Below are 17,835 nucleotides of genomic sequence, written 5' to 3' on the forward strand. Positions count from 1 at the left end.
AGCGTTAACGGCGGATGTCATTCAGATGGGGGCTGCCCAGATGATTTCAAGGGCTTTTCCGGTTCGATCTTGAAATGCGCACGGGCTGTGGCAATCGGCGTCTGCTTGTCGCCTTGCCAGGCGGTAATGGCCACGTTGGTCACTCGGCGGCCCTGGCGCCACAGTTGGCACTGGGCGTAAGTGTCACGAAAATGCCCGGCGCGCAGGTAGTCGATGGAAAAGTCGATGATCTTTGGAATGCTGGCGCTCTCGCTGTAGATCAGCAGGTACAGCGCTGCCGACAACTCCATGAAGCCGGCGATCACGCCGCCATGGATGGCCGGCAATAACGGGTTGCCGATGTTGTCCGCATTGGCGGGCAGGCGGAACAACAAGTCATCGCCCTGGCGTTCACATTCGATGCCGATCAGCCCGGCATAGGGAATCAGCGCCAGCAATGGCCTGTAGTCGCCCACCGCATGGGCAGCGTTCAGTTGCTGACGAACCGCATGCGGAATCATGCCTCGCCCTCCTTCAGGCTGTTGCCGAAACGGATGCCACCCTTGATCTCCTGGCCCAGGCGCATGAACGTACCCACCACCTGGCAGATTGGCTGTGCGGGGTCATCCTGATAGGCGGTGCCACGGGTGAAGATCACGTCTCGGGTAACCCGATAGCATTGTGCGTGGCCGTAGATGTCCTTGCCGGCCTCGGCCGGGTGCATGTAGTCGATGCGCAGGTCCAGCGTCGGGCACACTTCGAAGCGCGGCAGCACGCACAGCGTGGCCATACCGCAGGTGGTGTCCATCAGTGTGGTCAGCGCACCGCCATGCACGGCGCCGGTTTGCGGGTTGCCGACAATGGCCGGTGACCAGGGCAGGATCAGGGTCATGCCATCGCCATCGGCTTGCGCCACGCGCATCTGCAACAGCTGACAATGTTTCAATGCCGAAAGAAAACGCTCGGCCATGGCCATCAAGGTTGAATCACTCATTGGCGCTTCCCACTGGCTGCGCTGCAGCGGCATAAATTCGTTAAAAAGTCTATATAGAACACGGCGTTATATATCTGTAACCTTCGCGGAACTTATTCCGCGTAGTTGCACTCGAAGGAACAAGTCACTTATTCCACCAAGGAGAAACACCCCCATGCGTAAACCTTTTGCTTTTGCTCTGATGCTGGCTGCTGCCATGGGCCTGGCCGCTTGCGATAAAGCGAGCGAAGACAAAGCCCAGGACGCACAGCAACACGCCGAGCAAGCCCAGGAAAAAGCGGGCGAAGCTCAGGATAAAATGAACGAAGCCGCTAAGGAAAACGCCGAAGCCGCCAAAGATCAGGCCGAAGCCGAGCAGAAGGCTGCCGAAGAAGCCGCTCCGGCTACTCCGGCTCCAGAAGCCGCGCCAGCCACCCCGGCACCAGAAGCTACTCCAGCCGAACCTGCCAAGCAGTAATTGGCTAAAACAAAAAAACCCGACTTTGTCGGGTTTTTTTGTATCTACAACATTTGGATTAATCGTTTCAGTTGCTGGCAGCAGTACTTTCTTTGACCGGCTCGTTGGTGACACTTTCGGTAGGTGTGAACACCATCACATCCAGCACATCCGAATGGAACTCTCGCCGGTACAGAATAAGCACTACCCCGACACTCATGGCCATGAACAGCCATGGGCTGATGAACCAGCTCAACATCGCCATGCCGAAGTAATACGAACGCAAACCCAGGTTGAATTGGTTAGCTGCCAACGACAATACCCGAGCCGCCCGTGAAGCGAATGCCTTGCGCTCCAGCTCATTGACCAGCCGCTCGCCGATCATCGGTGCCGAACCCACCAGTACGGCGGCGAAGTTGTATTGGCGCATACACCAGCTGAAGGTGAAGAAGGCGTAGACAAACACCGTGGCCAGGCACAGCAACTTGATCTCCGACATGCCTTGAGAGGTCTGCTGCACCAGCGGCAAGTCGGCCAGCAACGACAGCGCCCGGTCGGACGCTCCAAGCACGGTAAGGATACCGGCGAGAATGATCAGGGTACTGGACGCAAAGAACGACGCGTTGCGCTCGAGGTTACCGATTACGCTGGCATCGGCGATGCGATTGTCGCGCAGCAGCATGCGGCGCATCCAGTCTTCGCGGTACAGGTGCAGCACGCTGGCCAGGCATGCGGTGTCACGGCCCTTCCAGATGGCATAGCGGGTATAACCTCCCCAGCATAGGGCGAACCAAGCCACGGCCAGCAGGTTGTTGAGGTTGCTTTGGATGAAGTTCATGCAGGGTTCCCGAGAGGGCCAGGTGCCTAGAGAATAGGGACCGGGTTTCGACGCTGGCAAGCGGCAAAAGGCACACACCGTCCTGAATTTTCCTCTGATCATGCCGGCAAACAAAAAGCCCCGCATCCTTGCGGATACGGGGCTTTTCTGCCTAGGCCCTTGGCGAGCACCTTTCGGCTTGTGGCCGGTGCCGCCCTCAGGCTTCGACTTAACAGGTCAGGCCAGCGCCTCGCGCGGCTTGCCGAGCATGCGGTCGCAAGCCACGGCGCCAACCAGGGTCACCACGGAAGGCACAAGCCAGGCCAGGCCCTGGTCGCTCAACGGCAGATGCGCCATGAAGTCCGGCAGCACATGGGCAATGCTGCTGCCCTTGATTGCGTCAACCATGCCGAACACCAGCGACACCAGCATCACCGGCGCCAGGATGCGGGTCGGCGAGTTCCACAGGTCCTTCACGAAGCTCAGGCCAACCACCACGATGCAAGGCGGGTAAATGGCGGTAAGCACCGGGATCGAGAACATGATCAGCTTGGTCAGGCCGAGGTTGGAGATCAGCAACGAGAAGCCGGCCAGGATCACCACCAATGCACGGTACGACAGCGGCAGGATCTGGCTGAAATACTCGGCGCAGGCACAGGTCAGGCCGACCGCGGTCACCAGACAGGCCAGTGCGATCAACACGGCCAGGAAGCCGCTGCCCAGCGAGCCGAAGGTGTGCTGCACGTAAGCATGCAGAACCGCAGCACCGTTGGTGGCATCAGCCGCGATGTCATGGCTGCCGGCACCCAGACGGAACAAGCTGACATACACCAGCGCCAGGCCAACACCTGCGATCAGGCCGGCGATGATGGCGTAGCGGGTGATCAACTTCGGCGACTCGACACCGCGCGAGCGGATGGCGTTGACGATGACGATACCGAACACCAAGGCACCCAGGGTGTCCATGGTCAGGTAGCCATCGGAGAAGCCCTTGGAGAACGCAGCCGCAGCATAGGCAGGCTGTGCCTCACCAATGGTCCCGGCCGGCAGCGCGAAAGCAGCGATGCCCAGCACGGCCAGAGCGATGATCTTCAACGGCGCCAGGAAGCGGCCCACGGTGTCGAGCAACTTGCCAGGGTACATGGACACGGCCAGTACCACGGCGAAGTACACCAGGCTGTAGATGAACAGCGCCAGCGGGCTTTCACCGGTCAGCGGTGCAACACCCACTTCGAACGACACGGTCGCGGTGCGCGGGGTGGCGAACAGCGGACCGACCGACAGGTAGCACACGGCTGCCAGCAGGCCGCCGAAGAACTTGCCGATCGGGCTGCTCAGGGCATCCATGCCGCCACCGACCTTGGCCAGCGCGACCACGGTGATGACTGGCAGGCCCACGGCAGTGACCAGGAAGCCCAGGGCTGCCATCCACACGTGCGGACCAGACTGCAGACCGACGATAGGCGGGAAGATGATATTGCCTGCGCCAACGAAAAGCGCAAACGTCATAAAGCCAAGCGCCAGGATATCCTGGCCTTTGAGAACTTTCATTTAAGGTAGTACCACACTGCTGAAATCGGGATTCGAGAGGGGATTTCCCTTTGGATGAGGGGAAATGCTGCCCGGCTTGATAGGCCAGACCCGTTTAGCGTGTCGTTCCCTTTTGGGGTACGGGCACAGAGTGAACGCGTAATGTAACTGTTTTGTCAGTTAAACGCACTGGCACAGTGCTGCTTGTCCGATGTGCGTACATGTTTGTCGTCTGTGCGACCGAAGACAGTAAGAATTATCCTCCACTTGAAAACTTCGTCTGTACGAAAATTCCTATCAAACTCATCAAGTTTCCTCGCCGCCTGTGATGCCCCCAGAAACGACAAAGGCCACCCGAAGGTGGCCTCTGTGCGCGTGGGGGGTGTAGCAGTATTACTTCTTGGCTTCCCAGCCAGTCAGCTCGGCCAGGGCCTTGCCGATGTCAGCCAGGGAACGCACGGTCTTCACACCAGCGTCCTGCAGGGCGGCGAACTTCTCGTCCGCAGTGCCCTTGCCGCCGGAGATGATGGCGCCAGCGTGGCCCATGCGCTTGCCCGCAGGTGCGGTAACACCAGCGATGTAGGAAACGACTGGCTTGGTCACGTGGGCCTTGATGTAGGCCGCAGCTTCTTCTTCAGCCGAACCGCCGATCTCACCGATCATGACGATCGCTTCGGTCTTCGGGTCTTCCTGGAACAGCTTCAGGATGTCGATGAAGTTGGAGCCCGGGATCGGGTCACCGCCGATGCCGACGCAGGTCGACTGGCCGAAGCCGGCGTCGGTGGTCTGCTTCACAGCTTCGTAGGTCAGGGTGCCGGAACGCGAAACGATACCGACCTTGCCTGGCAGGTGGATGTGGCCTGGCATGATGCCGATCTTGCACTCGCCCGGGGTGATGACACCTGGGCAGTTAGGGCCGATCAGGGTCACGCCCAGCTCGTCGCACTTGACCTTGGCATCCAGCATGTCCAGGGTAGGAATGCCTTCGGTGATGCAGACGATCAGCTTGATGCCGCCGAAGGCAGCTTCCAGGATCGAGTCTTTGCAGAACGGAGCCGGTACGTAGATGACCGAAGCGTCAGCGCCGGTAGCTTCCACGGCTTCCTTGACGGTGTTGAACACCGGCAGGCCCAGGTGGGTGGTGCCACCCTTGCCTGGGGTTACGCCGCCGACCATCTTGGTGCCGTAGGCGATGGCCTGTTCGGAGTGGAAAGTACCTTGCGAGCCGGTGAAGCCCTGGCAGATGACTTTGGTGTCTTTATTGATCAGGACGCTCATTACTTGCCCTCCGCAGCTTTGACAACTTGTTGAGCAGCGTCGGTCAGGCTGGTTGCCGCAATGATGTTCAAACCGCTTTCTGCCAGTACTTTAGCGCCCAGTTCGGCGTTGTTGCCTTCGAGGCGAACCACAACCGGAACTTTAACGCCGACTTCTTTCACTGCACCGATGATGCCTTCGGCAATCATGTCGCAGCGAACGATGCCGCCGAAGATGTTGACCAGAACGGCCGCGACATTGCTGTCGGACAGAATGATCTTGAACGCTTCGGTAACGCGCTCTTTGGTAGCACCACCGCCAACGTCGAGGAAGTTGGCCGGCTTGCCGCCGTGCAGGTTGACGATGTCCATGGTACCCATGGCCAGGCCAGCACCGTTGACCATGCAGCCGATGTTGCCTTCCAGGGCCACGTAGTTCAGCTCGAAGCTGGCAGCGTGGGCTTCACGAGGGTCGTCCTGAGACGGGTCGTGGAAGGTTTTCAGCTTAGGCTGACGGTACATGGCGTTTGCGTCGATGTTGATCTTCGCATCCAGGCAGTGCAGGTCGCCGTCGGCCTTGATGACCAGCGGGTTGACTTCCAGCAGGGCCAGGTCATGTTCTTTGAACAGCTTGGCCAGGCCTACGAAAATCTTGGCGAACTGTGCAACTTGCTTGCCTTCCAGACCCAGCTGGAATGCCAGTTCACGACCCTGGAACGGCTGAGCGCCGACCAGCGGATCGATAGTAGCCTTGATGATCTTCTCAGGAGTTTCGTGAGCGACTTTCTCGATGTCCACGCCACCTTCGGTGGAGGCCATGAACACGATACGGCGGCTCGAGCGATCGACTACAGCGCCCAGGTACAGCTCTTTGGCGATGTCAGTGCAGGATTCGACCAGGATCTTGGTCACTGGCTGACCGTTGGCATCGGTCTGGTAGGTTACCAGGCGCTTGCCCAACCATTGCGCAGCGAACGCCTTGGCGTCTTCCTTGCTGCGAACCAGCTTGACGCCGCCCGCTTTGCCGCGACCACCCGCGTGAACCTGAGCTTTTACAACCCACTCGGAACCGCCGATCTTGTCGCAAGCTTCTGCTGCAGCTTCAGGGGTATCGACTGCGAAACCCTTGGAAACTGGCAGGCCGTATTCAGCGAACAGCTGCTTACCCTGATACTCGTGAAGATTCATGCTTTTTACCGTCTTCGTTAGGTACTGCGCTTCGGCGCTGCGCCATCACTGGCGCCGCACCACCTGTGACCGTTGACCCCGGGTTTTCCCATGTGATCCGGTCCGGCGGACGTTCCGCGGTGAGTCATGCACGCAAGACTCACGACGGGCTGCCCGCCGTGGTTTCTTATAATTAACGCTTCTTACGGTTGGCCACGTGAATGGCGCCGCCATTCACTGCCAGCGCTGCTTCATGCAACGCTTCGGACAGGGTCGGATGGCTGAAGACCATCATGCCCAGATCCTCGGCACTGGTGCCGAATTCCATTGCGATTGCGCCCTGCTGCACCAGTTCGGCAGCCGATGGGCCAATCACGTGTACACCCAGGACGCGGTCGGTCTTGGCATCGGCGATGACCTTGACGAAACCACCGGTGTCGTTGGCAGCCATCGCACGGCCGCTGGCCGCGAACGGGAAGGTGCCCACGTTAACCTCAACGCCCTCGGCCTTCAAGGCCTGTTCGGTCTTGCCGACCCATGCGATTTCCGGGTGGGTGTAGATAACCGACGGGATCAGGTCGTAGTTCATCTGGGCCTTGTGGCCTTTGATGCGCTCGACCACCATGATGCCCTCTTCCGACGCCTTGTGGGCCAGCATCATGCCGCGTACCACGTCACCGATGGCGAACACGCCCGGAACGCTGGTGGCACAGTGATCGTCGACGAAGATGTAGCCACGCTCGTCGATGGTCACGCCGCTGTCGGCAGCCAGCAGATCGGTGGTCACCGGGCGACGGCCGACCGCGACGATCAGCTTGTCGAAGGTGATCTTCTGCTCGCCTTCGGCGTTGGTGTAGGTGACTTCGACTTCGTTGCCGTTGACTTTCGAGCCGGTGACGCGAGCGCCCAGCTTGATGTCCAGGCCTTGCTTGGTCAGGGTCTTCTGGGCTTCTTTCGACACAGCGGTGTCGGCAGCCATCAGGAAGGTGTCCAGGGCTTCCAGGACAGTGACTTCAGCACCCAGACGAGCCCATACCGAACCCAGCTCCAGGCCGATCACGCCAGCACCGATAACGCCCAGGCGCTTCGGTACGGTCTGGAATTCCAGGGCGCCGGTGGAGTCGACGATGACGTTCTGGTCGACCGGGGCCGGTGGAATGTCGATCGGGCGCGAGCCGGAAGCCAGGATCACGTTCTCGGCTTCGATGACTTCGGTGGTGCCGTCAGCCTTGGTGACTTCGACTTTTTTGCCAGCCAGCAGCTTGCCGTGGCCCTGGATCGAAGTAACGCCGTTGGCCTTGAACAGGGTGGCAACGCCACCGGTCAGGTTCTTGACGATGCCAGCCTTGCGGCCAACCATCGCGGCGACGTCCATCTTCACTTCGCCAGTGGAGATACCGTGGACGTTGAAGCTCTCTTTGGCTTCCTTGTATTTCCAGGAGCTGTCCAGCAGCGCCTTGGAAGGAATGCAACCTACGTTCAGGCAGGTGCCGCCCAGGGCCAGCTTGCCCTCGGCGTCGGTGTACTTCTCGATACAGGCAGTCTTCAGACCAAGTTGGGCAGCCTTGATGGCAGCCACATAGCCGCCAGGACCTGCACCAATCACCACTACGTCGAATTTCTGGGTCATAAAAGATTCCTTATCAGCTACAAGCTACAAGCCGCGAACCGCGCGGCATGGCTTCTTGCGAAGCCAAGGCCGGCACGGTACGCAGCCAGAGGGTTAGATGTCCAGCAGCAGGCGAGACGGATCTTCCAGCAGGTTCTTGATGGTGACCAGGAAGGTTACCGCTTCCTTACCATCGATCAGGCGGTGATCGTAGGACAGTGCCAGGTACATCATCGGGCGAATCACGACCTGACCATTGACGGCCATCGGGCGCTGGATGATGTTGTGCATGCCGAGGATCGCGGCCTGCGGCGGGTTGACGATCGGGGTCGACATCATCGAACCGAAGGTACCGCCGTTGGTGATGGTGAAGGTACCGCCGGTCATTTCTTCGATCGACAGTTTGCCGTCACGGGCTTTCTTGCCGAAGGTGGCAATGCCGTTTTCGATTTCAGCCAGGCTCATCGACTCGGCGTTGCGCAGTACCGGGACCACCAGGCCACGGTCGCTGGAAACCGCAACACCCACGTCAGCGAAGCCGTGGTAGACAATGTCGTTACCGTCGATCGAGGCGTTGACAGCCGGGAAGCGCTTCAGGGCTTCGGTGGCGGCCTTGACGAAGAACGACATGAAGCCCAGGCGTACGCCGTTATGGGTCTTCTCGAACAGGTCCTTGTACTTCGAACGCAGGGCCATGACTTCGGTCATGTCGACTTCGTTGAAGGTGGTCAGCATGGCCATGTTCGACTGGGCTTCGACCAGACGCTCGGCGATCTTGGCACGCAGGCGAGTCATCGGCACGCGCTTCTCGGTGCGGTCGCCAGCGGCGACGACAACCGGTGCAGCAGCGGCAGCAGGCTTGGCAGCCGGTGCAGCGGCAGGGGCCGACTTCTTGTTGGCAACAGCAGCCACCACGTCTTCCTTGGTGACGCGACCGCCTTTGCCAGTACCGGCAACGGTAGCCAGGTCGATGCCGTTTTCTTCAGCCAGCTTGCGCGCGGCCGGGGCAGCAACCGGGTCATCTTCGCCAGCATCAGCGGCAGCAGCGGCCGGAGCAGCAGCAGGCGCGGCAGCTGCGGCTGGAGCGGCGGCAGCACCGCCTTCAACGATCGAACCCAGCACTTCGTCGGACAGGACGGTGTCGCCCTCGCCCTTGACGATGTCGCCCAGCACGCCATCGGCGGTAGCCAGAACTTCCAGGACAACCTTGTCGGTCTCGATGTCGACGATCAGCTCGTCACGCTTGACGGCTTCGCCCGGCTTCTTGTGCCAGGTGGCAACGGTGCCATCGGCAACCGATTCCGGGAAGGTTGGGGCTTTGATCTCGATAGCCATTATCAGTGTTTCCTTAAATTCGGTTTCAGGTGCGCGAAGGCGTTAGACAGTGAAGGCGTCTTGCAGCAGTTTTTCCTGCTGTTCGGCGTGCTTCGAAGCGTAACCACAGGCTGGCGCGGCAGAAGCGTCGCGACCGGCGTACTCCAGGACCAATGCCTTGTTGTGGCGGCCCAGGATACGGCGCATGTGATGCTGACTGCTGTACCAGGCGCCCTGGTTCATCGGCTCTTCCTGGCACCATACGGCGTGCTTGAGGTTGCTGTATTGCGCCAGGATTTCGACCAGGTCGTCCTCCGGGAACGGGTACAGCTGCTCGAGACGCAGGATGGCGATGTCTTCACGGCCTTCGGCACGGCGTTTTTCCAGCAGGTCGTAGTAGACCTTGCCGCTGCACAGCACCAGGCGCTCGACCTTGGCCGGATCGATTGCGTCGATTTCCGGGATCACGGTCTGGAACGAGCCTTCTGCCAGGTCTTCCAGCGTCGAGATGGCCAGTTTGTGGCGCAGCAGCGACTTCGGCGTCAGGACCACCAGCGGCTTGCGCAGCGGACGGATGACCTGGCGACGCAGCAGGTGGTAGATCTGTGCTGGGGTGGTCGGTACGCAGACCTGGATGTTGTGCTCGGCGCACAGCTGCAGGTAACGCTCCAGACGCGCGGAGGAGTGCTCCGGGCCCTGCCCTTCATAACCGTGTGGCAGCAGCATGGTCAGACCGCACAGGCGGCCCCACTTGTGCTCACCGCTGGTGATGAACTGGTCGATCACCACTTGTGCACCGTTGGCGAAGTCGCCGAACTGGGCTTCCCAGATCACCAACGCGTTCGGCGTGGTGGTGGAATAGCCGTATTCGAACGCCAGTACCGCTTCCTCGGACAGGAACGAATCGTACAGGTCGAAACGTGGCTGGCCTGGGAACAGGTTCTGCAGCGGAATGTAGGTGCTGGCGTCCTTCTGGTTGTGCAGCACCGCGTGACGGTGCGAGAAGGTGCCACGGCCGATGTCCTGGCCGGTCATGCGGATCGGGTGACCTTCGAACTGCAGGGTGGCGTAGGCCATGGTCTCTGCATAACCCCAGTTGATCGGCAAGCCACCGGCCTGCATCTTCTGACGGTCTTCGTAGATCTTCGATACCTGACGCTGGACCACGAAACCTTCTGGCAGCTCGAGCAGCTTGGCCGACAGGTCCTGGAGGGTCTTGAGGTCGAAGCGGGTGTCGTGACGCGCGGTCCAGGCATGGCCCAGGTAAGGACGCCAGTCGACGAACAGCTCGCGGTTCGGTTCCTTGACCAGGCTCTTCACTACATGCAGGCCATTGTCCAGGGCGTTGCGGTACTCGTCGATCTTGGCCTGAGCACGCTCGGCATCGATGCGACCGGCCTGGATCAGCGCTTCTGCATACAGCTCGCGAGTGGTGCGCTGCTTGCTGATCTGCTGGTACATCAGCGGCTGGGTGCCGTTCGGCTCGTCAGCCTCGTTGTGGCCGCGACGACGGTAGCAGACCAGGTCGATGACCACGTCACGCTTGAACTGCATGCGGTAGTCGATGGCCAGCTGGGTGACGAACAGCACCGCTTCCGGGTCATCGCCGTTCACGTGCAGGATCGGCGCCTGGATCATCTTGGCAACGTCGGTGGCGTACTCGGTGGAGCGCGCGTCCAGCGGGTTGCTGATGGTGAAGCCAACCTGGTTGTTGATCACGATGTGCACGGTACCGCCGGTCTTGAAACCGCGGGTCTGCGACATCTGGAAGGTTTCCATGACCACGCCCTGGCCGGCGAATGCTGCGTCGCCGTGGATCGAGATCGGCAGCACCTTGTCGCCAACGGTGTCGTTGCGGCGATCCTGACGGGCGCGCACCGAACCTTCGACCACAGGCGAAACGATTTCCAGGTGGGACGGGTTGAACGCCATGGCCAGGTGAACTTCGCCACCGGTGGTCATCACGTTCGAGGAGAAGCCCTGGTGATACTTCACGTCACCGGAGCCCAGCTCGTTCATCTTCTTGCCTTCGAACTCGTCGAACAGCTCGCGCGGGTTCTTGCCGAAGGTGTTCACCAGGACGTTCAGGCGGCCACGGTGAGCCATGCCGATCACGACTTCCTTGGTCCCGTAGGAGCCGGAACGCTGGATCATTTCATCCAGCATCGGGATCAGGCTCTCGCCACCTTCAAGGCCGAAGCGCTTGGTGCCCGGGTACTTGGTGCCCAGGTATTTTTCCAGGCCCTCACCGGCGGTCACGCGCTCGAGCAGGTGGGCCTGCACGTCAGCGGAAAACTCCGGACGGCCGCGCACGCTTTCCAGGCGCTGCTGGAACCAGCTGCGCTGCTCGGAATCGACGATGTGGGTGAATTCGGCGCCAATGGTGCGACAATATGTCTTCTGGAGTGCATCGAAGATGTCGCGTAGGCTCGCCTCCTCTTTGCCGATGAACAGGTCGCCGGCACGGAAGGTCGTATCAAGATCGGCATTGGTCAAGCCGTAGTGATTGATCGACAGGTCTACGGGCGCAGGGCGCTGCCACAACCCCAACGGGTCGAGCTTGGCAGCCTGATGGCCGCGCATACGATAGGCCTGGATCAGTCGCAGAACTTCAACCTGCTTCTTCTCGTGTTCACTGCTCACGCTCCCGGCGGAAACCGGTTGGGCGCGGCGCTGGTTCTTTGCCAGCAGTACGAAATGGTCGCGGATTGTCGAGTGCGATACATCGGTAGCGGTGCTGCCGTCGGCTGGCAACTTCTGGAAGTAAGTGCGCCACTCTTCTGGCACAGCGTTAGGGTCGTGCAGGTAGAGTTCGTAGAGCTCTTCCACATATGCAGCGTTACCACCTGAAAGGTGGGCGCTATCCCACATGCGCTGCATCACGCTTTCTTGCATGCTTGGTCACCCTCGATTAGGGGACTGATCGGCGAGAGCCACAGCAAACCTGGAAAAGTCCGAAAACAGCGACTGAACCACGCCACTTGGATCCTGCTGATTTTCCGGGTACCAGCCCGGAAAGCCCCTGCTGGTCTCATATCTTCATAGGTAATGAACGCGGGCTTTGTGGGCCCTTGTTCGGGTTTTACCTCAGTGCGGGCTCACCACCCGCACCTCGGCTTACTGCAGGTACAACACTTTGTATCAGGTGCCGCTTTGCAGCAGCATGTTACGTACGTGACCGATTGCCTTGGTCGGGTTCAGACCTTTCGGGCAAACGTTTACGCAGTTCATGATCCCGCGGCAGCGGAATACGCTGAACGGGTCATCCAGGGACGCCAGGCGCTCCTGAGTCTTGGTATCGCGGCTGTCGGCCAGGAAACGGTAGGCCTGCAGCAGTGCAGCCGGGCCCAGGAACTTGTCCGGGTTCCACCAGAACGACGGGCAGGAAGTCGAGCAGCACGCGCACAGGATGCACTCGTACAGGCCGTCCAGCTTGTCACGATCTTCCGGCGACTGCAGGCGCTCGATGGCCGGTGCCGGGGTATCGTTCTGCAGGAATGGCTTCACCTTCTCGTACTGCTTGTAGAAGATGCTCATATCGACCACCAGGTCACGAATGACCGGCAGGCCTGGCAGCGGGCGCAGAACCAGCTTGCCGCCCTTCACCACCGCCGACAGCGGGGTGATGCAGGCCAGGCCGTTCTTGCCGTTCATGTTCATGCCATCGGAACCGCAAACGCCTTCACGGCAGGAGCGACGGTACGAGAAACCTTCGTCCTTTTCCTTGATCAGTGCCAATACGTCCAGCACCATCAGGTCCTTGCCGCCGGTATCGACGTCGAACGACTCCATTTTTGGTGCCGAGTCGGTGTCCGGGTTGTAACGATAAACTTCGACTTTCAACATAGCAGCCACCCTTAGTAAGTCCGGACTTTTGGTTCGAAGGCTGGAACAGTCTTCGGCGCAAAGTTGACGCCGCGCTTGGCAACGCGCTTCTCACCCGGGTAGTACAGGGTGTGGCACAGCCAGTTTTCGTCGTCACGGTCTTCGAAGTCTTCACGGGCGTGAGCGCCGCGGGACTCTTTACGGGCTTCGGCCGCGATGGCGGTAGCTTCGGCAACTTCCAGCAGGTTCTGCAGCTCCAGCGCTTCGATACGCGCGGTGTTGAAGGCCTGGGACTTGTCATTGATCTTGACGTTGGCGATACGGTCACGCAGACCCGCCAGCTGCTCGATACCCTTCTGCATGTATTCGCCAGTACGGAATACACCGAAGTAGTTCTGCATGCAGCTTTGCAGCTCGCGCTTCAGGCTGGCAACGTCTTCGCCAGTGGTGCGCTCGTTGAGCTTGTTCAGGCGGTTGAGGGCAACATCGATGTCGGTGTCGCTGGCGTCCAGATGCTCGATGCCGTCGCTCAGCGCCTTCTCCAGGTGCAGGCCGGCAGCACGGCCGAACACCACCAGGTCGAGCAGCGAGTTGCCGCCCAGACGGTTGGCACCGTGAACCGATACGCACGCCACTTCACCAACAGCGAACAGGCCAGGGATGATGTGATCCTTGCCTTCTTCGTCCATGGTGATGGCCTGGCCATGAATGTTGGTGGCAACGCCGCCCATCATGTAGTGGCAGGTTGGAACGACCGGAACCGGCGCGACGACAGGGTCGACGTGAGCGAAGGTTTTGGACAGTTCGCAGATACCTGGCAGGCGGCTGTGCAGCACTTCCTCGCCCAGGTGGTCCAGCTTCAGCAGTACGTGGTCCTTGTTCGGGCCCACGCCGTTGCCGGCGATGATTTCCTTGACCATGGAACGGGCAACCACGTCGCGGCCGGCCAGGTCTTTCGCGTTCGGCGCGTAACGCTCCATGAAGCGCTCGCCGTGGGCGTTGATCAGGTAGCCACCTTCACCGCGGCAACCCTCGGTGACCAGAACACCGGCGCCGGCGATGCCGGTTGGGTGGAACTGCCACATTTCGATGTCCTGCACCGGTACGCCTGCACGCAGGGCCATGCCGATACCGTCACCGGTGTTGATCAGGGCGTTGGTGGTGGAGGCGTAGATACGGCCCGCACCGCCAGTGGCCAGAACGGTGGCCTTGGACTTGATGTACATGGTTTCGCCGGTTTCGATGCAGATCGCGATCACACCGACGAAGGCGCCTTCCTGGTTTTTCACCAGGTCAACGGCATAGTACTCATTGAGGAACGTGGTACCGGCTTTCAGGTTGCCCTGGTACAGGGTGTGCAGCAGCGCGTGACCGGTACGGTCGGAAGCGGCACAGGTACGAGCAGCCTGGCCACCCTTACCGTAATCCTTGGACTGGCCACCGAACGGACGCTGGTAGATACGGCCGGTTTCGGTACGCGAGAACGGCAAGCCCATGTGGTCCAGCTCGAAGACCGCGGCCGGGCCTTCTTGACACATGTATTCGATAGCGTCCTGGTCACCGATGTAGTCGGAACCCTTGACGGTATCGTACATGTGCCAGCGCCAGTCGTCGTTCGGGTCGGCCGAAGCGATGGCGCAGGTGATGCCGCCCTGGGCGGATACAGTGTGCGAACGGGTCGGGAAGACCTTGGTGACTACGGCAGTCTTGTGGCCGCCTTGAGCCAGTTGCAGCGCTGCGCGCATGCCGGCGCCGCCGCCACCGATGATGATGGCGTCGAAGGAAATGGTTGGAATGCTAGCCATGGATCAGATACCCCAGAGAATCTGCACACCCCAGACGAAGTAAGCGAACATCGCAACGCCGCATACCGCCTGGAACAGGAAACGAATCGCAGTTGCCGACTTGCCGAACGACATAGGCGTCAGGTAGTCGGTTGCAATGGTCCACATGCCGACCCAGGCGTGAGCGCCCAGGGCAACGAGGGCCAGCAGACTGAAGATCCGCATCGCGTTGTTGGAGAACAGACCATGCCACTGGGTGTAGTCGATGCCTGGGTGGGCGACCACGTAGCCGATCAGGAAGAGGAAGTAAGCCGCGAGAACGACCGCAGAAACGCGCTGCGCCATCCAGTCATAGAGGCCCGAACGCGACAGGTTCGTGACATTGGTTACCATACCCAAACTCCCACCAGAACGATCAGCACCACGGAGATGACGATCACGATTTTCGAGCCCAGCTTGCCGCCTTCCAGCGTCTCACCGATGCCCATGTCCATGATCAGGTGACGAACACCTGCCACGAGGTGATAAAGCAGGGCGGACAGCAGGCCCCAGGTCACGAACTTGGCCAGCGGGCTGGTCAGACACGCCTTCACCTCGCCGAAGCCTTCCTCGGAACCCAGCGACTTGCCCAGTGCATAAAGCATGATGGCAAGGCCGATGAACAGGATGACGCCGGAGATACGGTGCAGGATGGACGTGTACGCAGTGACGGGGAGCTTGATGGTCCTTAGGTCTAGGTTTACAGGTCGTTGGCTTTTCACGGCTTTTTTCACACTGAAGAGCCCCTAGCGAATCAGGGCAAAGTTGTTGGTAAGTGTACTGGTCAGGTACCCACCACCCAGGGAACGGCGACCCCCAGCAGTTCGGGCTTGCAAGCCCCTGGCGGTCGGGTGCCGAGTATAGACAGTTAGGCTGCTTATGACAACGTGACGGGGTAGCCCAAATAGCGCATTGCCTTTAGCCAACAAAAGGCGTAAATGGGCGAGAATTTCGGGAAAAATCAGGCTTGAATGCCTGATTCAACAAGCCTTTAGGCAAATTGACATCTGAATTTATCCCTCTATAGTGGTGCGGGCCCTGCGTGGGGGGTCTGTCTGATGATTTCAAGCATTAATAGGAGGCCACATGGCTGACAAAAAAGCGCAGTTGGTCATCGAGGGCGCTGCCCCCGTCGAGCTGCCCATTTTAACCGGCACCGTTGGTCCTGATGTAATCGACGTCCGCGGGTTAGGGGCCACTGGTCACTTCACCTTCGACCCTGGTTTCATGGCGACCGCCTCGTGCGAGTCGAAGATCACCTACATTGACGGCGACAAAGGGATCCTGCTGCACCGCGGCTACCCGATCGAGCAACTCGCCGAACAGTCCGACTACCTCGAAACCTGCTACCTGCTGCTCAACGGCGAACTGCCGAATGCCGAGCAGAAGGCCCAGTTCGTCAGCACCGTCAAGAACCACACCATGGTTCACGAGCAGCTGAAGTCCTTCTTCAACGGCTTCCGCCGCGACGCTCACCCGATGGCGGTGATGTGCGGCGTGGTCGGCGCCCTGTCGGCGTTCTATCACGACTCCCTGGACATCAATAACCCGCAGCACCGCGAAATCTCCGCAGTGCGCCTGGTCGCCAAGATGCCGACCCTGGCCGCGATGGTTTACAAGTACTCCATGGGCCAGCCGATGATGTACCCGCGCAACGACCTGTCGTACGCGGAAAACTTCCTGCACATGATGTTCAACACCCCGTGCGAGATCAAACCGATCAGCCCGGTGCTGGCCAAGGCAATGGACCGGATCTTCATCCTCCACGCCGACCACGAGCAGAACGCCTCTACCTCCACCGTCCGCCTGGCCGGCTCGTCGGGCGCCAACCCGTTCGCCTGTATCGCCGCCGGCATTGCCGCACTGTGGGGCCCGGCCCACGGCGGTGCGAACGAAGCCGTACTGACCATGCTCGATGAAATCGGCGATGTCTCGAACATCGACAAGTTCATCGCCAAGGCCAAGGACAAGAACGACCCATTCAAGCTGATGGGCTTCGGTCACCGCGTGTACAAAAACCGCGACCCGCGCGCCACCGTGATGAAGCAGACCTGCGACGAAGTCCTGCGCGAGCTGGGCATCAAGAACGACCCGCAGCTGGAACTGGCCATGCGCCTGGAAGAGATCGCCCTGACCGATCCTTACTTCATCGAGCGCTCGCTGTACCCGAACGTCGACTTCTACTCGGGGATCATCCTCAAGGCAATCGGCATTCCGACCAGCATGTTCACCGTGATCTTCGCCCTGGCACGTACCGTGGGCTGGATCTCGCACTGGAAAGAAATGCTCTCCAGCCCGTACAAGATCGGCCGCCCGCGCCAGCTGTACACCGGCGAGCAGAAACGCGACATCGTTGCACTGAAGGACCGCAAGTAAGCTTAATGGCTGAACGCAAAAAGGCTGCCCTCGGGCAGCCTTTTTTGTTGCATTGTGGGAGCGCCGCGTTAGGCCTCAGTTCTTCTCAGCCCGCTCACGCAACCCTTTCAGGGTATTGAATGGCGCGTCGACCACGAACTTATTGGCCACCATCGCCGGCACACTACCACCGGGCTCGGTGTGCACCTGGTAGGTCACTTCCGTACTGTCACCCTTGGGCACCAGCTTCCAGAAGCCCTCGACCTTCGCCACCCGCACGAAGCCCTTCTCTTCCGGGACATAGGTCGGCTCTTCGACCAGGTTACGGGTCAGGCTGCCATCAGCGCCCTTGACCGTGGTGACATGCAGCACGGAATCGCGCGGCGTCACTGGCCACGGCGTATTGAACTGGGTGTAGGTCCAGCTTTGATCGCCTTCATGCTTGAGCAGTTTCTGCGACTTGCACTCATGAATCCACGCGCAGGCACCGACCACGTCTTCCTGCAACGCCTGCACCTTGGCCAAAGGCGCCTTGATCAGGGTAACCCCCTGATAAGCCTTGTACTTGGAGCCGGCCACTTCACTGAGGGAAACCTTGATCCCCTCCTCGTCCTTGGCCACTTGCCAATTCTCGGCCCAGGCCGCAGGTGACAGCAGAACACCCACACCACACAGCAGTGCAATACGCTTGAACGATCTCATCATGTTTATCCTTGTTGTCGAAGATCCA

The 17,835-nt window shown here is 60.1% G+C and carries 16 protein-coding genes; 2 read left to right on the plus strand and 14 right to left on the minus strand.

The genetic code is table 11. The features are described 5' to 3' along the window. Positions 1–17: 17 nt before the first annotated feature. Together APH35_RS07100 and APH35_RS07105 are read right to left on the minus strand one after the other, a co-directional pair. Complete coding sequence (locus tag APH35_RS07100) at positions 18–500, minus strand: PaaI family thioesterase (RefSeq protein ID WP_060514478.1); 483 nt, start codon at positions 498–500, stop codon at positions 18–20. Then, positions 497–973 carry a PaaI family thioesterase gene (locus tag APH35_RS07105; RefSeq protein WP_012273347.1) on the minus strand — a complete coding sequence of 159 codons (477 nt, stop codon included), beginning with the start codon at positions 971–973 and terminating at the stop codon, positions 497–499. The genes APH35_RS07100 and APH35_RS07105 overlap by 4 nt, the downstream gene beginning before the upstream one ends. Before the next feature lie 154 nt (positions 974–1,127). Between APH35_RS07105 and APH35_RS07110 the strand changes: the two genes are divergently transcribed. Beyond that, positions 1,128–1,430 (plus strand): hypothetical protein, encoded by a 303-nt coding sequence (locus APH35_RS07110; protein ID WP_012273348.1) that lies wholly within the window; start codon positions 1,128–1,130, stop codon positions 1,428–1,430. A gap of 67 nt (positions 1,431–1,497) precedes the next feature. Here the strand turns inward: APH35_RS07110 and APH35_RS07115 are convergent, their stop codons facing one another. The 11 genes from APH35_RS07115 to sdhC all read right to left on the minus strand — a co-directional run bounded on the left by APH35_RS07115 (position 1,498) and on the right by sdhC (position 15,484). After that, entirely contained in the window at positions 1,498–2,247 is a 750-nt protein-coding gene (locus APH35_RS07115) for a DUF599 domain-containing protein (protein ID WP_012273349.1), read from the minus strand. Positions 2,248–2,463: 216 nt separating this feature from the next. Then, positions 2,464–3,777, minus strand: coding sequence for a branched-chain amino acid transport system II carrier protein (gene brnQ, locus APH35_RS07120; RefSeq protein ID WP_012273350.1), 1,314 nt, complete (start codon positions 3,775–3,777; stop codon positions 2,464–2,466). Positions 3,778–4,149: 372 nt separating this feature from the next. Continuing rightward, entirely contained in the window at positions 4,150–5,034 is an 885-nt protein-coding gene (gene sucD / locus APH35_RS07125) for a succinate--CoA ligase subunit alpha (RefSeq protein WP_003254203.1), read from the minus strand. After that, positions 5,034–6,200, minus strand: coding sequence for an ADP-forming succinate--CoA ligase subunit beta (gene sucC / locus APH35_RS07130; RefSeq protein ID WP_008091914.1), 1,167 nt, complete (start codon positions 6,198–6,200; stop codon positions 5,034–5,036). The genes sucD and sucC overlap by 1 nt, the downstream gene beginning before the upstream one ends. Positions 6,201–6,372: 172 nt before the next feature. After that, positions 6,373–7,809 (minus strand): dihydrolipoyl dehydrogenase, encoded by a 1,437-nt coding sequence (gene lpdA, locus APH35_RS07135; protein WP_012273351.1) that lies wholly within the window; start codon positions 7,807–7,809, stop codon positions 6,373–6,375. Positions 7,810–7,902: 93 nt separating this feature from the next. Continuing rightward, entirely contained in the window at positions 7,903–9,123 is a 1,221-nt protein-coding gene (gene odhB / locus APH35_RS07140) for a 2-oxoglutarate dehydrogenase complex dihydrolipoyllysine-residue succinyltransferase (protein WP_012273352.1), read from the minus strand. Positions 9,124–9,165: 42 nt separating this feature from the next. Continuing rightward, complete coding sequence (locus tag APH35_RS07145) at positions 9,166–11,997, minus strand: 2-oxoglutarate dehydrogenase E1 component (protein WP_012273353.1); 2,832 nt, start codon at positions 11,995–11,997, stop codon at positions 9,166–9,168. Between the two features lie 246 nt (positions 11,998–12,243). After that, on the minus strand, positions 12,244–12,948 hold the full coding sequence (locus tag APH35_RS07150) for a succinate dehydrogenase iron-sulfur subunit (RefSeq protein ID WP_003254212.1): 705 nt from the start codon (positions 12,946–12,948) through the stop codon (positions 12,244–12,246). Between the two features lie 11 nt (positions 12,949–12,959). Then, complete coding sequence (gene sdhA, locus APH35_RS07155; protein ID WP_012273354.1) at positions 12,960–14,732, minus strand: succinate dehydrogenase flavoprotein subunit; 1,773 nt, start codon at positions 14,730–14,732, stop codon at positions 12,960–12,962. A 3-nt stretch (positions 14,733–14,735) separates the two neighbouring features. After that, positions 14,736–15,104 carry a succinate dehydrogenase, hydrophobic membrane anchor protein gene (gene sdhD, locus APH35_RS07160; RefSeq protein ID WP_003254214.1) on the minus strand — a complete coding sequence of 123 codons (369 nt, stop codon included), beginning with the start codon at positions 15,102–15,104 and terminating at the stop codon, positions 14,736–14,738. After that, positions 15,098–15,484: a succinate dehydrogenase, cytochrome b556 subunit gene (gene sdhC, locus APH35_RS07165; protein ID WP_008091902.1), complete on the minus strand. Its 387-nt coding sequence runs from the start codon at positions 15,482–15,484 to the stop codon at positions 15,098–15,100. The genes sdhD and sdhC overlap by 7 nt, the downstream gene beginning before the upstream one ends. 352 nt (positions 15,485–15,836) lie before the next feature. On the opposite strand from sdhC, the gene gltA reads away from it, so the two are divergent. Next, a complete protein-coding gene (gltA, locus tag APH35_RS07170) occupies positions 15,837–17,126 on the plus strand; it encodes a citrate synthase (protein WP_003254218.1) in 1,290 nt (429 codons plus the stop codon). A 75-nt stretch (positions 17,127–17,201) separates the two neighbouring features. Here gltA and APH35_RS07175 read toward each other — a convergent pair whose 3' ends face one another. Beyond that, positions 17,202–17,807 (minus strand): START domain-containing protein, encoded by a 606-nt coding sequence (locus tag APH35_RS07175; protein ID WP_041166550.1) that lies wholly within the window; start codon positions 17,805–17,807, stop codon positions 17,202–17,204. Positions 17,808–17,835: the final 28 nt, after the last annotated feature.

Origin of the sequence: Pseudomonas sp. NBRC 111132 (assembly GCF_001320565.1) — a bacterium.
In the GTDB taxonomy this organism is placed as follows: Bacteria; Pseudomonadota; Gammaproteobacteria; order Pseudomonadales; family Pseudomonadaceae; genus Aquipseudomonas; species Aquipseudomonas putida_P.

Excerpts from the sequence above, each read along its gene's own strand:
- odhB (WP_012273352.1), bottom strand. The coding sequence starts at position 9,123 with ATGGCTATCGAGATCAAAGCCCCAACCTTCCCGGAATCGGTTGCCGAT.
- APH35_RS07110 (WP_012273348.1), top strand. The coding sequence starts at position 1,128 with ATGCGTAAACCTTTTGCTTTTGCTCTGATGCTGGCTGCTGCCATGGGC.
- brnQ (WP_012273350.1), bottom strand. The coding sequence starts at position 3,777 with ATGAAAGTTCTCAAAGGCCAGGATATCCTGGCGCTTGGCTTTATGACG.
- APH35_RS07145 (WP_012273353.1), bottom strand. The coding sequence starts at position 11,997 with ATGCAAGAAAGCGTGATGCAGCGCATGTGGGATAGCGCCCACCTTTCA.
- APH35_RS07175 (WP_041166550.1), bottom strand. The coding sequence starts at position 17,807 with ATGAGATCGTTCAAGCGTATTGCACTGCTGTGTGGTGTGGGTGTTCTG.
- sdhD (WP_003254214.1), bottom strand. The coding sequence starts at position 15,104 with ATGGTAACCAATGTCACGAACCTGTCGCGTTCGGGCCTCTATGACTGG.
- APH35_RS07100 (WP_060514478.1), bottom strand. The coding sequence starts at position 500 with ATGATTCCGCATGCGGTTCGTCAGCAACTGAACGCTGCCCATGCGGTG.
- sucC (WP_008091914.1), bottom strand. The coding sequence starts at position 6,200 with ATGAATCTTCACGAGTATCAGGGTAAGCAGCTGTTCGCTGAATACGGC.
- sucD (WP_003254203.1), bottom strand. The coding sequence starts at position 5,034 with ATGAGCGTCCTGATCAATAAAGACACCAAAGTCATCTGCCAGGGCTTC.
- APH35_RS07105 (WP_012273347.1), bottom strand. The coding sequence starts at position 973 with ATGAGTGATTCAACCTTGATGGCCATGGCCGAGCGTTTTCTTTCGGCA.
- sdhA (WP_012273354.1), bottom strand. The coding sequence starts at position 14,732 with ATGGCTAGCATTCCAACCATTTCCTTCGACGCCATCATCATCGGTGGC.
- APH35_RS07115 (WP_012273349.1), bottom strand. The coding sequence starts at position 2,247 with ATGAACTTCATCCAAAGCAACCTCAACAACCTGCTGGCCGTGGCTTGG.
- lpdA (WP_012273351.1), bottom strand. The coding sequence starts at position 7,809 with ATGACCCAGAAATTCGACGTAGTGGTGATTGGTGCAGGTCCTGGCGGC.
- APH35_RS07150 (WP_003254212.1), bottom strand. The coding sequence starts at position 12,948 with ATGTTGAAAGTCGAAGTTTATCGTTACAACCCGGACACCGACTCGGCA.
- gltA (WP_003254218.1), top strand. The coding sequence starts at position 15,837 with ATGGCTGACAAAAAAGCGCAGTTGGTCATCGAGGGCGCTGCCCCCGTC.